The 18989-nt window shown below is 39.7% G+C and carries 19 protein-coding genes; 5 read left to right on the forward strand and 14 right to left on the reverse strand.

Annotation, left to right across the window (positions count from 1 at the left end; genetic code table 11):
- Positions 1-12: 12 nt before the first annotated feature.
- The 5 genes from fabG to fabT all read right to left on the reverse strand — a co-directional run bounded on the left by fabG (position 13) and on the right by fabT (position 3496).
- The gene (gene fabG, locus IGK85_RS09115; RefSeq protein ID WP_008378189.1) at positions 13-750 is read right to left on the reverse strand and encodes a 3-oxoacyl-[acyl-carrier-protein] reductase; all 738 of its coding nucleotides are present in this window, start codon (positions 748-750) and stop codon (positions 13-15) included.
- A gap of 9 nt (positions 751-759) precedes the next feature.
- Entirely contained in the window at positions 760-1683 is a 924-nt protein-coding gene (fabD, locus tag IGK85_RS09120; RefSeq protein WP_008378194.1) for an ACP S-malonyltransferase, read from the reverse strand.
- A gap of 123 nt (positions 1684-1806) precedes the next feature.
- Positions 1807-2031 (reverse strand): acyl carrier protein, encoded by a 225-nt coding sequence (locus IGK85_RS09125; protein ID WP_005225890.1) that lies wholly within the window; start codon positions 2029-2031, stop codon positions 1807-1809.
- A gap of 52 nt (positions 2032-2083) precedes the next feature.
- Positions 2084-3046, reverse strand: a complete 963-nt coding sequence (locus tag IGK85_RS09130; protein ID WP_005225889.1) for a beta-ketoacyl-ACP synthase III — start codon at positions 3044-3046, stop codon at positions 2084-2086.
- A gap of 9 nt (positions 3047-3055) precedes the next feature.
- Positions 3056-3496, reverse strand: coding sequence for a fatty acid biosynthesis transcriptional regulator FabT (fabT, locus tag IGK85_RS09135; RefSeq protein ID WP_008378199.1), 441 nt, complete (start codon positions 3494-3496; stop codon positions 3056-3058).
- Positions 3497-3816: 320 nt separating this feature from the next.
- Here fabT and IGK85_RS09140 point away from each other — a divergent pair, with 320 nt between their 5' ends.
- A complete protein-coding gene (locus tag IGK85_RS09140) occupies positions 3817-4758 on the forward strand; it encodes a GIY-YIG nuclease family protein (protein WP_008378202.1) in 942 nt (313 codons plus the stop codon).
- A gap of 68 nt (positions 4759-4826) precedes the next feature.
- Here the strand turns inward: IGK85_RS09140 and IGK85_RS09145 are convergent, their stop codons facing one another.
- The 7 genes from IGK85_RS09145 to IGK85_RS09175 form a co-directional block, all read right to left on the reverse strand.
- Complete coding sequence (locus IGK85_RS09145; RefSeq protein WP_005225886.1) at positions 4827-5057, reverse strand: YkuJ family protein; 231 nt, start codon at positions 5055-5057, stop codon at positions 4827-4829.
- 83 nt (positions 5058-5140) lie between these two features.
- Entirely contained in the window at positions 5141-6016 is an 876-nt protein-coding gene (locus IGK85_RS09150) for an NAD(P)-dependent oxidoreductase (RefSeq protein WP_005235572.1), read from the reverse strand.
- 74 nt (positions 6017-6090) lie between these two features.
- Complete coding sequence (locus IGK85_RS09155; RefSeq protein WP_008378207.1) at positions 6091-7323, reverse strand: glycosyltransferase family 4 protein; 1233 nt, start codon at positions 7321-7323, stop codon at positions 6091-6093.
- Between the two features lie 31 nt (positions 7324-7354).
- On the reverse strand, positions 7355-8365 hold the full coding sequence (locus IGK85_RS09160) for a glycosyltransferase (protein WP_005235568.1): 1011 nt from the start codon (positions 8363-8365) through the stop codon (positions 7355-7357).
- Positions 8366-8630: 265 nt separating this feature from the next.
- Positions 8631-10358 (reverse strand): phosphoenolpyruvate--protein phosphotransferase, encoded by a 1728-nt coding sequence (gene ptsP / locus IGK85_RS09165; RefSeq protein ID WP_008378209.1) that lies wholly within the window; start codon positions 10356-10358, stop codon positions 8631-8633.
- On the reverse strand, positions 10358-10624 hold the full coding sequence (locus tag IGK85_RS09170; protein ID WP_003126335.1) for a phosphocarrier protein HPr: 267 nt from the start codon (positions 10622-10624) through the stop codon (positions 10358-10360). The genes ptsP and IGK85_RS09170 overlap by 1 nt, the downstream gene beginning before the upstream one ends.
- Before the next feature lie 160 nt (positions 10625-10784).
- Positions 10785-10976 (reverse strand): hypothetical protein, encoded by a 192-nt coding sequence (locus IGK85_RS09175; RefSeq protein WP_005235564.1) that lies wholly within the window; start codon positions 10974-10976, stop codon positions 10785-10787.
- A 271-nt stretch (positions 10977-11247) separates the two neighbouring features.
- On the opposite strand from IGK85_RS09175, the gene IGK85_RS09180 reads away from it, so the two are divergent.
- Both IGK85_RS09180 and IGK85_RS09185 read left to right on the forward strand, forming a co-directional pair.
- The gene (locus IGK85_RS09180; RefSeq protein WP_034872578.1) at positions 11248-13509 is read left to right on the forward strand and encodes an ATP-dependent Clp protease ATP-binding subunit; all 2262 of its coding nucleotides are present in this window, start codon (positions 11248-11250) and stop codon (positions 13507-13509) included.
- Between the two features lie 151 nt (positions 13510-13660).
- Entirely contained in the window at positions 13661-13972 is a 312-nt protein-coding gene (locus IGK85_RS09185; protein ID WP_008378223.1) for a DUF1827 family protein, read from the forward strand.
- A 161-nt stretch (positions 13973-14133) separates the two neighbouring features.
- Here IGK85_RS09185 and IGK85_RS09190 read toward each other — a convergent pair whose 3' ends face one another.
- Complete coding sequence (locus IGK85_RS09190) at positions 14134-15453, reverse strand: helix-turn-helix domain-containing protein (protein WP_237714954.1); 1320 nt, start codon at positions 15451-15453, stop codon at positions 14134-14136.
- A 471-nt stretch (positions 15454-15924) separates the two neighbouring features.
- On the reverse strand, positions 15925-16392 hold the full coding sequence (locus tag IGK85_RS09195; RefSeq protein WP_008378227.1) for a hypothetical protein: 468 nt from the start codon (positions 16390-16392) through the stop codon (positions 15925-15927).
- Between the two features lie 1031 nt (positions 16393-17423).
- Here IGK85_RS09195 and IGK85_RS09200 point away from each other — a divergent pair.
- Positions 17424-17906: a hypothetical protein gene (locus IGK85_RS09200; RefSeq protein WP_005235554.1), complete on the forward strand. Its 483-nt coding sequence runs from the start codon at positions 17424-17426 to the stop codon at positions 17904-17906.
- Between the two features lie 19 nt (positions 17907-17925).
- The gene (locus IGK85_RS09205) at positions 17926-18984 is read left to right on the forward strand and encodes a WxL protein peptidoglycan domain-containing protein (RefSeq protein ID WP_005235552.1); all 1059 of its coding nucleotides are present in this window, start codon (positions 17926-17928) and stop codon (positions 18982-18984) included.
- Positions 18985-18989: the final 5 nt, after the last annotated feature.

The raw sequence follows: 18989 nt of genomic DNA on the forward strand, positions 1-18989 counted from the left end.
CTATTCTTCCTCCTACCCTTGCATTGCCATCCCGCCGTCTACACTGATCACCTGACCAGTGATGTAGGGGCTTTTTGCTAAAAAGACTGCTGTTTGCGCAACATCCTGTGTGGAACCAAAACGCTGTAATGGAATATTTGCCAATGATTGTTCTTTGACTTTATCCGACAGCACTTCAGTCATCTCTGTTTCGATAAATCCTGGGGCGATCGCATTGCAGGTGATCCCCCGAGCGGCACCTTCACGAGCGGCAGATTTCGTAAAACCGATCACGCCAGCTTTACTTGCCGCATAGTTGGCTTGCCCGATATTTCCCGTCAAGCCGACCACACTCGTCAAATTGATGATGCGGCCTTCTCGCAGCTTCATCATTTTTTTCAACGCGTGCTGCGTCATATTGAAGGTACCAGTCAAATTGATTTTGATCACTGAATCAAAATCTTCGGGTTTCATTCTCAACAATAATTTGTCATTCGTGATTCCGGCATTATTGACTAAAATGTGGATCGGTCCGACTGCCGCTTCTGCTTCCAAAAGCATGGCTGCCGCTTGATCAAAATCAGAAATGTCCCCATTGATCGCTACACATTTCACGCCGTAGCTGGTGATGCGATCGATCAATGACTGGGGAATTTCTTTTCGTCCATTTAAAACGATATTCGCTCCTTCTTTGGCAAAGGCTTCCGCGATGGTAAAACCGATCCCTCGCGAGCTACCAGTTACAAAGACGTTTCTATTTTGCAGATCCATAAATTCCTCCTAGTTGAATCGGGCTAGTGTATCTGCCAACGTTTGGCTATCTTCTACACGCGCAGTCTGGATTTCTTTGTCTATTTTCTTCATAAAACCGCTCAATACTTTTCCTGGTCCGATCTCGATGACTTGTTGGATGCCAAGCTGCTTCAGTGTCGCAATGCTTTCGTAAAAACGCACTGGCGATTTCACTTGCAGCGTCAACAGTTCCTTGATTTGGTCTTGCTGCATTGGCTGCGCGGTTGTATTGCTGATGACAGGTACTTGCAACTCATCAAAGGTGATTTGAGCTAATTCCTGTGCTAATTGCTGCGATGCGGGTTCCAACAACGCAGTATGGAAAGGACCACTGACATTTAAAGGAATCACCCGTTTGGTTCCAGCAGCTTTTAACAATTCCACCGCTTTATCCACTGCCGGCGCTTCACCGCCAATGACGATCTGCTGCGGCGTATTGTAATTGGCTGGTGTCACGATCCCGACTTGACTTGCTTCTTTACAGATTTCTTCAATCGTTTCAGCGGGTGTGTTCATCACAGCGACCATTTTCCCAACACCTGCTGGCGCCGCACTTGCCATATACCGACCGCGCTTTTGCACCAATGCGACTGCGGTCTGGAAATCAAGCGCACCACTAGCGACTAAGGCTGTATATTCACCTAAACTCAAGCCAGCAACAGCATCTGCTTTGATTTCTTGCGCATCCAAAAGTCGCCAAAAAGCCGTGCTTACTGTTAAAATGGCAGGCTGTGTATATTCCGTCTGGTTTAAACGTTCGTTTTCAGTAAAGCATAACTCGGCCATATCATATCCTAGAATCGTGCTGGCCTGTTCAAACGTCTCACGAACGATTGCTTCTTGGTGATAGAGCTCTTCCCCCATTTTTGGGTACTGTGCACCTTGACCGCTAAATAAAAAGGCTGTCTTCATTTTGCACTCCTTCATTACTTTGATGGTTATCGTTGGAGAACATGGATTCTTGCAGTTCGTCTATGAATCAGCAAAAACACGTTCTTAAAAAGGAAAGGCTAGGCTGTCTGCCTAGCCTTTGTTTTATGCTTGTTGTTTTTCTACATATTTAACTAGATCTTCAACGGTTGTGATACCATCTTCTGTTTCGATCTTCACATCGAATTCATCTTCGATCTCGTTAATGATTTGGAAAAGATCCAAGCTATCTGCTTCTAAATCTTCTTGGATGTTCGTGTTCAATTTGATTTCTTCTTTTTCTTTTCCTAATTCTTCTGCTACGATTTCTTGAATTTTTTCGAATACCATGTGTATATTCCTCCAATGTGTTTTTCAATAGTAATTTTGTTTCGTGAACAAGTTATAAGGTGGCTAACATAGTTCCCCATGTCAATCCGCCGCCAAAACCTGAGAACACCACTTTTTGACCACTGCCAAGGGACAGTGTACCTCGTTTGATTTCTTCATCTAGCAATAACGGAATCGAGGCTGCCGAAGTATTGCCATAATCTTGCATATTTTGCAAAAATTTCTCACGGGGCTGCTTCAGCTTGCGAGCAACTTTGTCTAAAATACGAGAATTTGCTTGGTGAAGCAAAAAATAATCGATTGCTTCATCTTGTGTCAGATCATTGATCGAGGCGACCACATCACGCGTCGCAAAATCAAAGATTTCTCGTCCAATCATTTGCATACAAGCACTATACGCCGGAGCGTTTTGTGAAAAAGGATTCTCATTCGTGCGAAAACCAGATGTCAAGGACATGCCTCGCGTCCCATCTGCTTTTAAAGACTCTTTGAGTAAATGCTGCTCTGAAGATGCTTCCAGCAATAGTCCACCGGCACCATCTCCGAATAAAACAGCCGTCGAACGGTCGTTCCAATCCAAGACTTTTGAAAGTACTTCTCCACCGATGACCAATCCTTTTTTAGCGCCTGTTCGAATCAGTTTTTCAGCCATAGACAATGCATAAACGAAACCAGCACATGCTGCACTGATATCAAAAGCAAAGGCATTGACTGCCCCAATCGCTCCTTGGACTTGGCAAGCAACCGCCGGTGTATTGAAATCCGGTGTGATCGTCGCTACCAAGATAAAATCCAGACTTTCTGCTGAAAGCTGAGCATCTTGCAAGAGCGTTTGAGCGACGCGAATACAAAGGTCAGAAGTGTTTTCGCCAACAGCGACTCTTCTACGTTTGATTCCCGTACGAGAATGAATCCATTCATCTGAAGTATCCATCAAATTTGATAGATCATCATTTGTTACGATTTTTTCTGGAACATAACTTGCAGTCGCGGTAATTTTCCCAAACATATTCATCCATTATTCTCACTTATAATCTTGTAAAAAGTCATGCAGATTTTTCAGTGCTTTCAACAGTGCCTGTTCCTCTTCAGGAGACATCTGACTCAAGACACCTTTCACCATCTCACGATGAAAATGCTGATGAACACGATAAAGGAGTTTTCCTTTTTTCGTCAAACCTAGTTTGACGACTCGCCGATCATCTTCACTGCGAATCCGTTCTACATATTCTTTTTTCACCAAACGATTGATCGCGATGGTCAAAGTCCCAACAGTGATCGAAAGCTCTTTGGCAACTTCAGTCGTGGTCTTTTTTTTGTACATCCCGATGGCTTCGATGGTATGCATTTCGGTAATTGAAAGGTCTTTGAATTGAGATTTTTTCAATTCAGATTCTTCAATCACTAAGATGTCATTAAAGACGCTGACTAAGTAGTCATTAACTGTTTCTAAATTGGGTTCCATAACCTTCACCATCCGAATACTTTGATAATCAAATCATTTGATAGTCAAACTATATCGGAAGTTATTGAGAAATGCAAGAATTTTTTCGAACTTTTTTGATTTTTAAGCGCATTTTTATTTAAGAATTGATTTTCTAAGATTCTAAAAGCTGCGAGTTGACAAAATAGTCCGTTTCCGTTATAGAGAAATTTCCTTTGAATATCAAAGTTTATCATTGCGTTGGCTCCACTCTATTTCTAATTTTTTCTTGTCAATGGCCAGCAAACGTTGCTCTCTTACGCTTCATCTGCTACTCTTTGGAGGAAGGAGAGGAACGATCGATGAATCCGAACAAAGAGTTTCTAAAAAACAAAGCAAATGCACTGCCTGAAAAGCCTGGTGTTTATCTAATGAAAGATCAGCACAACGAAGTCTTGTATGTAGGAAAAGCCAAATCATTGAAACAGCGTGTCGTTTCCTACTTCCGAAAAAACCAGCAGCATGCCAATAAGGTGCTTCGCCTTGTTTATAATGTTGTTGATTTTGAAACGATCGAAACAAATACAGAATTGGATGCACTTTTACTTGAATGTCGTTTGATCCAAGCTTTTCATCCTATCTACAACCGACAAATGAACCATTCAGCCAACTACTGCTTTGTTGACTTGACGAATCATACCTTCACGATCACTCAAACACCACAAATTGGCAGTTATGGCCCCTTTCGGCAAACAAAAAAATTGCCGATGTTGTTTCAATTATTGTCAGAAACCTTTCAATTGCCGACTGTCAACGAACTGACGCTACTGACCTTACGTAAGCAACTCCCTCAAATGGATGCGTATCCCTTGGAAGAGAAGTGGCGAGAAATCGGCTGTTTTTTTGCTGGACAAAAAACCGAGTGCTTCTCACTTTTGGATGAACGCTTAACCTATCTTATTGATCATTTATTATTTGAACAAGCAAGTTTGCTACAGGGAGAAATCCATTCGGCGCAAAGCTTTTACCAAGAAATCGTGAGGGTCAATCAGTTTATTCAAGAACCAGAAGTGATTTTTTCTATTCCCCTTGACTTAGAGGAGCCAGTATCACAGACGACTCAACTCAAATACTATCAAGTCAGCTTTGGTAAGTTGATCCAAACAAACATTCTTTCTCCCGAAGAAACATTCCAGCCACTTCCGCCAGCAAGCGCTGCGCTGCCTTTAGCCCCGGAAGATCTCGATCCATTAGGGATCATCCTTAATCACCTGTACCGCCAAGAAAAAGCAGCAGATAAATAAAAAACAGCAAGCCCAAGTAGGCTTGCTGTATAGAAATGAGAAAGCGACAACGAACGTCCCACTCATTCTTATTGGATCAAATCATAGATTTCCATGGCTACAATATCAACATTATCAAATTGATAAGATTGACTTGATTCTGCTTCCGTTAATTCAAACGTTTCTGTCGAATTGTCATAAGTAACGGTACATTTTTCGACGCCTTCTTTTTCAAAACGACGTACTTGAACTTCATTGTCTTGCGCTTCGACCATCGCTTCTAAACGTTTGATGATAGCGACTAATTGCGAACTTTTCATTCGTAAGCCTCCTTTTTCTGTCCGTTATATTGTATCAAAACATCCTCTATCTTGCATTGATTTTTCGTATTTTTTTTGTCATTTTAAGATTTTTTTCCATCTTGCCACCAAAGTTTAATCAGCGCCTGCGTTCCGTCATTTTCATAGCCTTTTTCAGCCAACTGATCATACAATTTTTTAGCTAAAGTGGTGCTTGGCAAATCCAATCCCATCTTCTTGGCTTCATCCAGAGCGATCCCCAGATCTTTGATGAAATGTTTGACAAAAAAACCTGGTGAATAATCCTCTTTTAGGATACGTGGACTGTAATTCGTCATGGACCAATTGGCAGCACCACCGCCAGAAAGGGTGTCAATCACTCGTGGTAAATCTAGACCCGCTTGGTTCGCATAGACCAGCATTTCTGTCATCCCCGTCATGGTTCCGGCAATCATGATCTGATTGGCCATTTTCGTATGCTGACCCTTTCCAGCCCCTCCTTGAAGTTGAAACGTCTTTCCTAATACTTCAAAAAGTGGTTTTACTTGTTGGTAAGCTTCTTCATCGCCACCAACCATAATCGTTAGCGTGGCGTTTCTCGCACCAAGATCACCACCAGAAACTGGCGCATCAATACTCGCTGCTCCTTTTTCCTTCGCTGTCTGGTAGATTCGTTCTGCCAAATCAGGTGTGCTGGTTGTAAAATCCACCAATGTTTTGCCCGTCACAGCCGTTTGAAAAATCCCTTGAGGCCCATAGTAAACCTCTTCAACGTCGGATGGATACCCAACCATTGTAAAGATGATTTCACTTTCTGATGCAACTTCTGTTGGGGTGTCACACCAAATTGCTCCATTCGCAACGAGTTCATCTGTTTTTGCTTTCGTCCGATTGTAAACATTCACTGTATGTCCTGCAGCTAAGAGATGACCAACCATCGCTTGACCCATGACACCAGTACCGATAAATCCTAATTTCATGCAGATCCCTCCAATATAAAAAAGTTCATGTCTTTAGTATACGCTAAAAACATGAACTTGCGAAAATTTTCTGTTTAATCGATCGTTCGGCGAAATGCCTTTAATTTTACTTTGAATTTTTCTAACGTCTGCTCGGTTTCTTTCTCGATGCGTTCGGTTTCATAATAGGCAACCATATCATGGTAGAAAGACAGCATCGACTCACCAAAGCGTAATGCCGAGATCTCGTACATCTTCCTAGAAAGAACTTCGGGATCAGCAGGAATCTTTTGTTCATAATAATCAATAAATGCTTTTGCGAAATCCCGATCACTCTCATAGGTGACGCCTAACGATGGATCATCGATCAAGGTGTTTAAGTAATCATTGCCTTCAACGACTAATGGGGTCCCAGCAGCCATTGCTTCCGTGTATGTCAGTCCTTGTGTTTCTGAAGTGGAGGCACTGACGAAGTAATCGGCAGCGTGGTAATAGATCGCCACTTTATCATTCGCCACTTCGCCGACAAATTGAACATGGTCAGTTAGCGCCATATCCACCACTTTTTCTTCTAATTTTTCTTTATGCGGACCTTTCCCCACGATCACTAATTGCGCATCAGGAATCTTGGTTAGAATTTCCGGCATCCCATCGATGATCGCTTGGATATTCTTTTCATAAGAAATACGACTGAGGGAAAGCAGCATGGGTTGATCCTCAGTGATGCCTAATTTCTCCCGCAATTCTTTTTTCATTTCAGATGTAATGTCCGGTCGACGAAACTTCTCGACTTCGATCCCTGTGGGGATGATCCGCATCGGTGAAACCACACCATACCCCCTCAGCGTATCGATGACTCGTTCACTTGGACAAACAACACCTGTCGAGTGGTTGGCAAATAGCCGCGAAAGATATTTCACGTGAGACGGCCGTAAGACCTTCCCATTGGCGATGTAGTGCAAGTAGTCTTCATACATCGTATGGTAGGTATGGATCACAGGAATTTGCAATTTGCGCCCCACCATTTTCCCTAACATCCCAGAGCCAAACTCGGTATGGGTATGGATCAATTCCAACTCTAACTCTTTGGCGATCAAATAGGCATACAACATGCCGCGCACTACGATTCGCCGATCTTTGAAGGACACAAACGGGACACTTGGCATGCGAATGATATCTTCTTCGTCCAGATCAGCATTGGGATCGGTCGTAGTAAAGATATACACTTTATGGCCTTTTTTCTCAAGCTCTTCTTTCAATGTCTTGATCGATGTCGCCACACCACTTACCTGGGGGAAGTAGGTGTCTGTAAAAAATCCGATTTTCAAAACGGTACCTCCAAACTTTACATTAGTTTCTTTATTCCGTATTCATCACTTTTGTATAAACTTCTTTTAGCTCATATCCGATTTCATCAATACTCTTTTGCTTGGCCGTTTCATAACCCGCTTCACTTAACTGTGGCAACGTGCCATCTACGATTCCTTTGATTTTCTCGATAAACCCTTGATTGGTTTTCTCCATGTATGCATTGTGCCCATTGCTTAGCCACCCTTTATATACTGGAATATCCCGAACAAGCACATTTTGGTGGCTGGCTAACGCCTCAAGGACCACGATCCCTTCTGTTTCTTCATAGGAAGGAAAGAAGAACAGATCAGCCGCTGAATATGCCCCTTCGATGATGTCTCCTTTGATATAGCCGGGAAACAGCACATTTTCTGGATGGTCTTCATTGACAAGGTCGCGGATCTGCTTAGGAATCGTCATCATTGGTGTATGACCAAACCAGATAAACGTATATTCAGGCAATTGTCTAGCTATCTCTACAAAATCAAGAATGCCTTTTCGTTCAAAAAACAAACCGACCGATATAATGACTTTTTGATCAGGTAAAAGCTGAAAATACTCACGAAAGGCTTTTTCTTTCTCATGATCCGGCTGATATTTGTCAAGATCGATCCCGTTTGAGATCGCTTCGATCGGCACTTGGATACCATACCCTTCCAAAAGTTCTTTCGAATAAGGGGTCGGGGTGATCAATTGATCGGCTCTGGAATAAAGATTGATCAAATATTTTTTATATAATGGCGAAAGCTGATTTGAACCGATAAATGAATTTCGAAAATCCTCTTCTGTAGAATGGGCATGGTAAATCACTTTTTTTCCTTGTCTTTTGGCTTTATTGACCATATGCATACTATTGATTCCATACGTGTTGATGTGAAGAATGTCATAATCCTCATCATTTTTATCAAGAGTAAAAGGAATCCCGACAGATGTCAGCGCTCGTTGCTGATGGGCCAATGCGCGACCGATACCTGATTTAGCTAATAATTTTTCTCCTTCAAAATAAAGAAGTACTTTCAAAGATGATTCCTCCTTGGAAATGCTTATATCTGATATTAGTATACCATAGGCGATCGCAGAGATACTCCTACCATGGTCCTAGATTTTGTTCCCCATTTAACCATGATACGGGAAAAGCTCAGGGAATCATAGCTTAATTCCAAGATATGACAAAACTGTTCGTTTTCTGAAAAAAGTAGTAAGTTGTTGCAAGTCAAATCAAACAAAATGTCTTCTTAAAACAAAAAAAGGCAACAAGCAAAAATTGCTTGTTGCCTAGAAATGATTATTTTACATACTGTTCGATTAACTCTACAACTTCTTCCATTGTATCGCAATCTTCTAAAGCACGTTTTGCTAATTCTTGCATGTCAGTGGTTGACAAACGTTTCATTAAGCTACGTGTTTTCAGAACAGATGTTGCACTCATTGAGAACTCATCTAAGCCCATACCTACAAGAAGTGGCACAGCAGTTTGATCGCCGGCCATTTCTCCACACATACCAGCCCATTTGCCTTCAGCATGCGCTGAATCGATCACGTTTTTGATCAAGCGTAAGATGGATGGGTTGTATGGTTGGTACAAGTAAGACACGCGTTCATTCATGCGGTCTGCAGCCATTGTGTATTGGATCAAGTCATTGGTACCAATACTGAAGAAGTCAACTTCCTTCGCAAACTTGTCTGCTAAGACAGCTGCTGCTGGAATTTCGATCATGATTCCGACTTGGATCTCGTTAGAAATCTCAACGCCTTCGTCAATCAATTTTTGACGCTCTTCTTCATACATTTTCTTCGCTGTACGGAACTCTTTCAATGTTGCCACCATTGGGAACATAATACGTAAGTTACCATGAGCAGAAGCACGTAACAACGCACGAAGTTGGGTACGGAACATGTCGTCCCCAAGTTCAGACAAGCTGATACGCAATGCACGATAGCCTAAGAAAGGATTCATTTCATGAGGCAATTTTAAGTAAGGAAGTTCTTTATCGCCACCGATATCCATTGTGCGGACAACCACTGGTTTTCCAGCCATTCCTTCTAAAACTGCTTTATACGCTTTATATTGGTCTTCTTCTGTTGGGAAATCAGGAGAATCCATGTACAAGAATTCAGTCCGGTATAAACCGACTGCTTCTGCACCATTGTTGTGGACACCTTCTAAATCTTTTGGTGTACCAATGTTCGCAGCTAATTCAAAGTGCTTACCATCAGCCGTAACTGTTTCAGCATCTTTTAATTTTTCCCACTCTGCTTTTTGATCTGCGTAGGCTTTCCCAGCTTCAACAAATTCAGCCGCTTGGTCATCTGTCGGGTTGACGATAACGTCACCGATAATGCCGTTAACAGCTAAGATGTCGCCCGCTTTCACTTTTGCAGTGATCTCCATCGTTCCAACGATTGCTGGGATTTCAAGAGAACGTGCCATGATTGCGGAATGAGAAGTACGTCCACCGATATCTGTTACAAAAGCTTTAACAAAGTTGCGGTCTAATTGTGCGGTATCACTTGGTGTCAAGTCATGCGCAACAACGACTACTTCTTCGTTGATCATTGAAGGATTAGGCAAAGTCACATTCAACAAATGCGCCAAGATACGTTTAGCAACATCTTTGATGTCAGCTGCCCGTTCTTGCATGTAAGCATTGTCATCCATTGCTTCAAACATACCAATATACATGTCAGTAACTTCTTTCAATGCAGCTTCTGCATTGACTTTGTTATCTGTCACGTTTTGTTTGATTTGACCGATCATCTCAGGATCTGAAAGAACCATTAAATGAGCATCAAATACTTGTGCTTCTGCTTCACCTAAAGTTTGCGCTGCTTTGTCGCGGATTTGTTGTAATTCCGCTGTTGACTTCGCTAACGCATCATCTAAGCGTGCTTCCTCTGCTGCAGTATCTTCAACTGATACTTTTGAAAAAGATAAATCAGGTTGTACTAACAGGTAGGCTTTCGCAACGGCTACACCATCACTAGCAGCAATTCCTTTTAGCATCTCAACCATTATTCAGACAAACCTTCTTTTTTCATTGTTTCTACGATTGCAGCGATTGCATCTGCTTCGTCAGCACCTTCAGCAGTGATAGTTACATCAGAACCTTGGCCAACACCTAATGACATTACGCCCATGATTGATTTAAGGTTTACTGATTTACCTTTGTACTCTAAGTTGATATCAGAGTTGAATTTGCTTGCTGTTTGAACCAATAATGTAGCTGGACGTGCGTGAATCCCTGTCTCAGCAACTACGTGAAAATCTTTCTTTTCCATATTGATCAATCTCCTTTATGATACGTTTTTTTGTGTGAAGGCAAAATTTCCATGCATGCAATGATACCCGAAAAAAATCGCCCTTTCAACTGTTAAGATTACCATTTTTTTCCTCGATAGACAACCGTTTTCTCTTAAATAAACGATTGAAATAAATGTCCTATTTATTTTCTTGCACGTAACGGTAGATGATCTTCCCATTTAACCCCGCTTCTCCGACAAAAGAAGACCGGTCTTCCAACTGGAGCCAGACATCTCTAAACGCCAGAAATTCCGGCTGTTGGACAATCAATTCTTGGATCTCTCCATTGCGTAAACGTACTACTTCTGCAGCAAAATCTCTGTTCTCCAACGTCTATTCTCACCTCTTTCTTTCTATTATATAGGAATTACTTTTTATTTAAAAGACCGCTTCTATAAGTGAAATCGAAGGGAAAATTTTTAAAGGTAAAATTCTTGCAGTCTGACAAAAAGTTAGTATAATAGAATTATGGTCAGTAAAGGTCAATAACACATTACCTTGAAGGTGACCGTTACTTTGCCCACAGCCCCTTTTCTTTTACAAGCAATCAAATGCGCCGTAAAATAGGGTTGTTGGAACAAATATGAAAGGTCGTGAATCTATGCTTTGTCAAAATTGCGGCAAAAATGAAGCTTCAATTCATTTATATGCCAATGTCAATGGTCAAAGAAAACAACTCGATTATTGTCAAAGTTGTTACCAAAAATTAAAAGCACAATCTGGGAATGCTGCAGCTGCAATGGCGCAAGATCCTTTTGGATTTGGCAATCTTGATGATTTATTCCGTCAAATGTCTCGTCAAATGCAGCAAGGAAATACCCCTTATGAACAAACCCCACCGACACAAACTGGCGGTAACGGTTTTGTTGGCGGGCAACCACCACGCAATAACCAAGCGCCTGCGGGTCTGCTGGGAGAATATGGCATCAATATCACTCAAATGGCTCGTGATGGTGAAGTCGATCCAGTGGTCGGTCGTGATTCAGAAATCAAACGCGTGATCGAGATCCTTAATCGCCGAACCAAAAATAATCCTGTATTGATTGGTGAACCTGGGGTTGGGAAAACTGCCGTTGTTGAAGGGTTAGCCCAAAAAATCGTTGATGGTGATGTGCCACAAAAATTGATGGAAAAAGAAGTTATTCGTTTGGACGTTGCGTCGCTTGTTCAAGGCACAGGTATTCGTGGCCAATTTGAAGAACGCATCCAAAAATTGATCGAAGAAATCAAGCAAGCGGAAAATGTGATCTTGTTTATCGATGAAGTCCATGAAATCGTTGGCGCTGGTGCAGCCGGCGACGGAAATATGGATGCTGGAAACATCTTAAAACCAGCTCTTGCCCGTGGAGAACTACAAATGGTCGGAGCAACGACGTTAAATGAATACCGCATTATCGAAAAAGACGCCGCTTTAGAACGGCGTTTGCAACCAGTACGTGTGGATGAACCTTCTGTGGAAGAAACCATTCGTATTTTAAAAGGCCTACAACCGCGTTATGAAGATTACCATCATGTGAAATATACGGATGAAGCGATCGCAGCTGCCGCTACCCTTTCTAACCGTTACATTCAAGATCGATTCTTGCCTGATAAAGCGATCGATCTGCTAGATGAAACAGGTTCGAAGAAAAACTTGACGATCCAAATCGTTGATCCAAAAACGATCGAAAAGAAATTACAAGAAGCGGAAGAACAAAAACAAGCTGCCTCTCGAGAAGAAGATTTTGAAAAAGCTGCTTACTATCGCGATCAAATCAACAAGCTTCAAAAAATGAAAGAACGTCAAATCAGCGAAGAAGAAACGCCTGTCATCACCGAAAAAGACATGGAACAAATCGTTGAAGAACGGACAAATATCCCTGTTGGGGAATTAAAAGAAAAAGAACAAACCCAGTTGAGGAATCTTGCGGATGACTTGAAAGCTAAAGTTATTGGTCAAGACGAAGCAATCGACAAAGTTGCAAAAGCGATCCGCAGAAATCGGGTCGGTTTAGGCAAACAAAACCGTCCGATCGGCTCTTTCCTATTCGTCGGTCCAACCGGTGTCGGTAAAACCGAATTAGCAAAACAATTAGCTTATGAAATGTTTGGTTCTGAAGAATCAATGATTCGTTTCGACATGTCAGAATACATGGAGAAACACAGTGTATCCAAATTGATTGGTTCTCCTCCAGGCTATGTTGGCTATGAAGAAGCAGGTCAATTGACTGAAAAAGTTCGTCGGAATCCTTACAGCTTGATTCTATTAGATGAAGTAGAAAAAGCCCATCCTGATGTATTGCATATGTTCTTGCAAATTCTCGATGATGGTCGCTTGACCGATGCTCAAGGACGTACCGTCAGCTTTAAGGACACCTTGATCATCATGACAAGTAATGCCGGAACCGGCAAAGTTGAAGCTAACGTTGGCTTCGGTGCGGCGCGTGAAGGTATCACTCGTTCCGTTTTGAATCAATTGAATAATTACTTTACACCAGAGTTTCTCAACCGCTTTGACGGCATCATCGAATTTAAAGCTTTAAGCAAGGAAAACTTGTTATCGATCGTGTCTCTCATGCTGCATGAAGTCAATCAAACCCTTAGCCAACAAAAACTGCATATCGACGTTCCACAAGACGTGCAAGAAAAATTGGTGGATCTTGGTTATAGTGCAACGATGGGGGCTCGCCCATTGCGTAGAACCATCCAAGATCAAATCGAAGACGGCATTGCAGAATTTTATCTTGAGCATCCACAAGTACATCAACTAAAAGCACAATTAGAAGATGCAGATAAAATCATTGTGACCTCCGCTGAGTCCCCTGCACCTCTTGAAGAAGCCAATCCGGCTTCTGAAGAAGAAGCATCGGAAACAAACGAGTAACAAGCTGCCAAAACGTGTAACGAAACGTTTCCTTTGCCAGACAACCATGTTTTGCCAAAAAATTGGGTAATTCCGAGTTGTCTGGCTTTTCTTTTGAAAAAAAACGCCCTATAATGTTATTAATAAATACATAGAATGTGAGGTGAGTCTGGTGAAATTAATCAATGTTACGAACAGCCATTCTCGACTAGTATTGAATCAACTTGAAAATACCGACGCGGAACTTGTAAAGGTTTACACAGCCGGAGATACAACTGTGATCTTTACCTCAGCGCCGAACCACAATGAAATTTTGCTGATCAATAAAAAAAGAACTATTCGCCCGACGGAAGTTGAAGAAATCAAAAATTACTTCTTGAAAAAATTACCTGATGGCTCTTATGATCCTGCAACGATCTCTGTGATCCAAATGCCCGAAGTGGTGGAAATCTCCATCAAAAAAACGTTATCCTCATCACGTTAGCTTTGCCTGATCACGGGTTTAAAAAATATCTATAAAAGGTGACTGTCGCAGCCCTCTTTTATAGATATCTTTTTTTGTCTTCTCTCTTCCTTCTATTAGTTAGTACTTCGACCAACGATACCTGATGTTCAAGTAAAAAAAGAGAGCCATACGCTCTCTTTTCAAGTATATTTATTAGAAATCATCGACTGGATCATCACATTTAGATTGTGCCAATCCTTGGTACTATGAACATTGCCAAAAAATGTGAATTTCTGCGACTCATTATGGATTAGCACGCCATCAGAAACCAATATATCTGAGTCTCCTAAATTCGAACTAAAGTGAATCACATTTTCATTGTAAATTTTCAACAGTTTGTTTTTAATGACCGGAATATATTCTGGATGGTTCAAAAGAGAAATACCAATGCGAATCGGTTCCTCTTCCTGGATAGGTAAATAAGACGCTGTGATCTGAGCGATTTTCCTTAAGAAGAGGGCTTCTTTTTCTATTACAAACGAATGGCGCTGCAAGGCAGCTGCAATCAGCTCTTCCACCTCTAATACTCGTTCGTTCGTAGAGGACAAATCTTCAGTAGACACAAAACTATCCAAAAAGAGATGAAGACAGCCCCATGTATTCATCACTAATTCATAGGTAATGAATTCTTCGATCTCTTTAGAAAGATTATACTTTTGCGACAAGACAGCTACAACATCGGCAGAAAATTCGACCAGCGGATTTCCTAAAAGATTTCTCAGCTTTTGGCCCAAAAGTAGTTTTTCTTGATCCGAGATCGTTTCAGGTATGAAAAGAAAAACCCAGAAATGATAAAAAATCTGTTCTTTCTCAATATCTTGCTGACTTCTGATCGGCAGCAGCTTGATCACTTGCTTTTCCCCATCTATTTGCTTGATTTGCTCATAAATAGTGATGGAAGCATCGTCTAACTCATTGACAATATAGCCTCTCAACACCGCATTTTCAATGATTGAAAACATAATGTCGTGCTTCACTTTTGTGGTTTTTAACGGCTCATATTCTTTAGCTGCTAATTCAACGCTGGCACGGGTTCGCTGATTGATGTATACATTACAAGCCATGATCTCAACTAAATAATGATACATCCTCACACACGGCTCTGCCCCTGTCAAATCAATGGAATCTGTATTGTTATTGATAGTAATCGGAACATTTTGGATAACCAGCATTTTCTTAAGATAGCTGATCAATTTATAACAATAAGAAATACTAAAAATCAATTCTTCCGAGATGTCCACCATACGGGTCTTTCTTTTTCTTAACAAATAGGATAATAGACGATAATAAGGAGATTCTAAGAAATATTTTTTCTTTAGATTCACAAAAATATGCAGGCTTTGTTCTTCATTTAATTCTCGTGACAAATAAACAGTTCTCTTTTTCAGCAAAAAAATTGACTCGTCAAAAGTCGTAAACTCTCTCATATCTTCGGCGATTTCATTGATCAATATTTTCACCTGATACAAAGATTTGTTTGTCGTTTCACATATTTTATCGAGAGACAGCTGCTTCTCCAAAATGATATTTCTAACAACAGTTAATTTATCTACCTGTTTTTTGGTTAAATAAAACCTATACAATTTTTCTATATACTCCAAAATTTTTTACCCGCCTTATTTAAAAAGTATCCCAGTATCCAATTATAGTAAAATAAACTTAAATTTAAGCTCTTTTTTCATTAAACGGACAATTTTAATAAAAACTTCAGAAAAATCCCCTCTTCTTTAAAACAGTACGGGTGAGAAAAACTTGTGAAACGATTCTTATTTTTTGTAACAAAAAGTGTTGGAAACCCTGAAAAAGAACCTGTGAATTAGCTGTTTCCATAAACTTAGAAAAAATTCGTATTCTTTCATTGATTGGTAAGTGACTTGGAGAGTAAAATCATTTTCTAGCTGGACAAACTTCTTTGAGGAATCAAGTTCATTTCAAAGAGCTTGTAATAAAATATCTTCTCTTTTTAGCCAGCAATCTTTGTATTCATAAATGTTGATGATCGACAATTCATCACTCATTTGATTGATTGACCGCATGATTTCTTCATCATCCGAATCAACATTGCCAATGACATGCAAATCATAATGAACACCAGATTTATCCACGCACTCAACGATATAGCTGATCACATCTCCCCAAAAATGTTCCAATCGATGAGTGCCGCCTGCTTTTTCTAACCTTGAACGTTCAGCGATACACAAAACGTTTTTCGAAGAGTATTGCAAGATGTTGATTTCCCCTAGTGATTGTGCTAAGTAGTCAAGAACCGATTGGCGATCATCTTCTTGATCCACAATTAAATTTCTCTCTAAAATCGTATTCGTCTTGTTGCTGAAAAAGCGCACAGTCAACATAGTAGCATTCTTTTGTCGACTGAAATTTATTTTGGTTTGCAGCATTTTGATTCACTCCTTAAAAGAACTTTGATCCTCTGCTATTAAGGATATAGTAAGAACCAGCCGATTTTTATCGTCTTTTTTTCAAAAAAACTACAAATAAAATAATCATTGTTCCTCATTTTTCTTTCTACTGACTAAAAGACCTGTTAATTAGAAACGAGTAGCAACTTCATAAAAATAAAAGAGACAAAAAAACTCTAAGGTTTCTTCAAAGAGTCTTATTGTATATTCTCCTAATATTATGAATCCTACTAAAATCTAGTATTAATGAGATAGTAATTCTAAACAGCTAATTTTTTTGAGATATTTTTAAAATGAAACAAGTACGGATTTATAATTTTAAGCTTGAAGCAACCTTTAATATCTCTGTCCCGTTAAGGTAGAAGATTTGTAGGTACAGATTACAAATTGAATAAAAACATTAATTGATAATTTTCAAATCTATGACTTTGATTGCCTATTCAATAGAAATGCATAAATAGAACAATACGTTCAATCCCCACCTATGCAATAGTTCATACTCGTATAACTACTTCTATAAATAGTATCTTAAAAATGATAGAAGATTGTATTCTACTGAATTGCAGATGTTCACGAAAGAAATAACAGATATGAATCTTCAGAACTGATTCCCCTGACAGCGACTGATTCAGAGCAAATTCTCAGAGACTACGAATAACAATATAATTACTTTGCTAGGTCGAATCCTAGTTGGAACGACAATTCTTTCAACTCTGAGAAGATCTTGACTTAAAATATTAGCCAAATTGTAACATTGCAACAAAATTGTTTTCATATAAATCATTACCGCACGGACAATTGCTACACAGAAAAATATGTGGACTTGATAATCAACATCACTTGACTACTAGAAAATTTGATTAAATTATTTTATAAAAAATCAGATTAATAAAATACTTTCTACTTTTTCATTAAAAATAGCGCAAAAACGGATAATAACTTAATACATCATCATTGTATACTTTATTTAAGCAGTAAATCATCTGCAAAAATTAAAGTGAGGTTTTATTATGAAAAAAGTTATTTTGGGTACTACATTGGCAACATCTTTACTACTAGTAGGAGGAATCACTGCGTCAGCAGATGTTGCTATGCCAGAGGTTCCCTCTGTTCCATTTGCTGTTACTATAACAGAAGGAACATCTAGTTTTGCATTTAATGATATGAATTTAAACGAAACGTTCGAAATAAGTCCAGCATTATTTGTCAACGGAACAATGACAGGAACTATTGAAAACGTTGGCGGAACATTAACAAACTTAACTCGTTCAGTTAATAAAGTTACAATTACAGTTTCTTCTGATTCTGAAGGAATCGTTATCACCGAAAATGGTGATGTTGCCGTTGAAGCAGAAGCTATTTCCCAATCAGTAGCTACCAGCGTAGATACAACTTTCACATTCAATCGTCAAACTGCTTTGCTAGATGGCACACCCACTATCACAGTTACTGCATCAGATACTACTGACTTAGACAATGGCCAAGACCTTTAATTCTTAAAAAGGATAACATATGGATAAAATATCAAAACACAGAGACTCCTTTCTAAGAGTTTCTGTGTTCTTCCTCATATTGACAATAATCGCAAATATAAATATAAGTATTGCAACAGCGAATGAGACAACGAATACTTTAAAACTATCGCTTAGCGATACCGAATATGAGACATCAAGAAATACTATTACTCTTCCTTCTGATGTTGATAAAAAGTATACATTTGACATTAAATTGGAAAACATCGGAGCTGGTGATTCATCAATAGTGGTCACTCCCTTTGCTTCAACTGCTATTTCAAGAGAATCCTCTATTTTGTACACTTCGAATACAGAGAACCTTCTCGATGATAAATACGACTTTTCAAATTATGTTACTATCGCTTCAGAAGCTATAGACGAAGAGAATCAAATAGAAATTGCTCCTAATGAATCTGTTGGTGTCAGCATTACCATAAATGTTCCAGACGACATAGAGCTTGAAGGTACTGTAATGGGTGGAATTAATTTTAAGCAAATATTAGGTGTTCAAACAGCTGAAGATTCTATTAGTATTGCGTCTGCCTACGAGTCTATCATTTTTATCAACTTAATTTTTAGCAAATATGAGGATATTCAAGATATTATTTATCAAGATTTCTCATTTGTTGCTCTTCAGGACACGATAAACCTACAATTTTATGCCCTCAACTATAATCCTATTTTAGGCAACTTAAACAATGCGCTCTACGAACTAATAAACCCAAATGGAGAAACAATTGCCTCTGGAGAGTTAGCAGATTCCGTTCTTTTAACGCCGTTAACCAAATCAAGAATGCAGATTCCTTTAATAGACGATAGTGAGCTTATTGAAGGCGAATACCGTTTAACAATAGAAACAACTAGAAAAGCGATCACCACTACTTTTTCTTATGAGAAAGAGGACTTGGATAACTTCAAAAAAGAGAACCGTCCAACGAACGCTGCCAACGTTCAGACAAATAATCAAATCCTTATCTGGATCATCTTTGTTCTCATTGCAGCGCTAGCAACTGCAGTCATCTACATTTTAAAATCAAAAAGAAAAAGAGAGGGCTAGTTCCT

Source organism: Enterococcus sp. AZ015, assembly GCF_050499225.1.
Classification (GTDB): Bacteria; Bacillota; Bacilli; order Lactobacillales; family Enterococcaceae; genus Enterococcus_D; species Enterococcus_D entomosocium.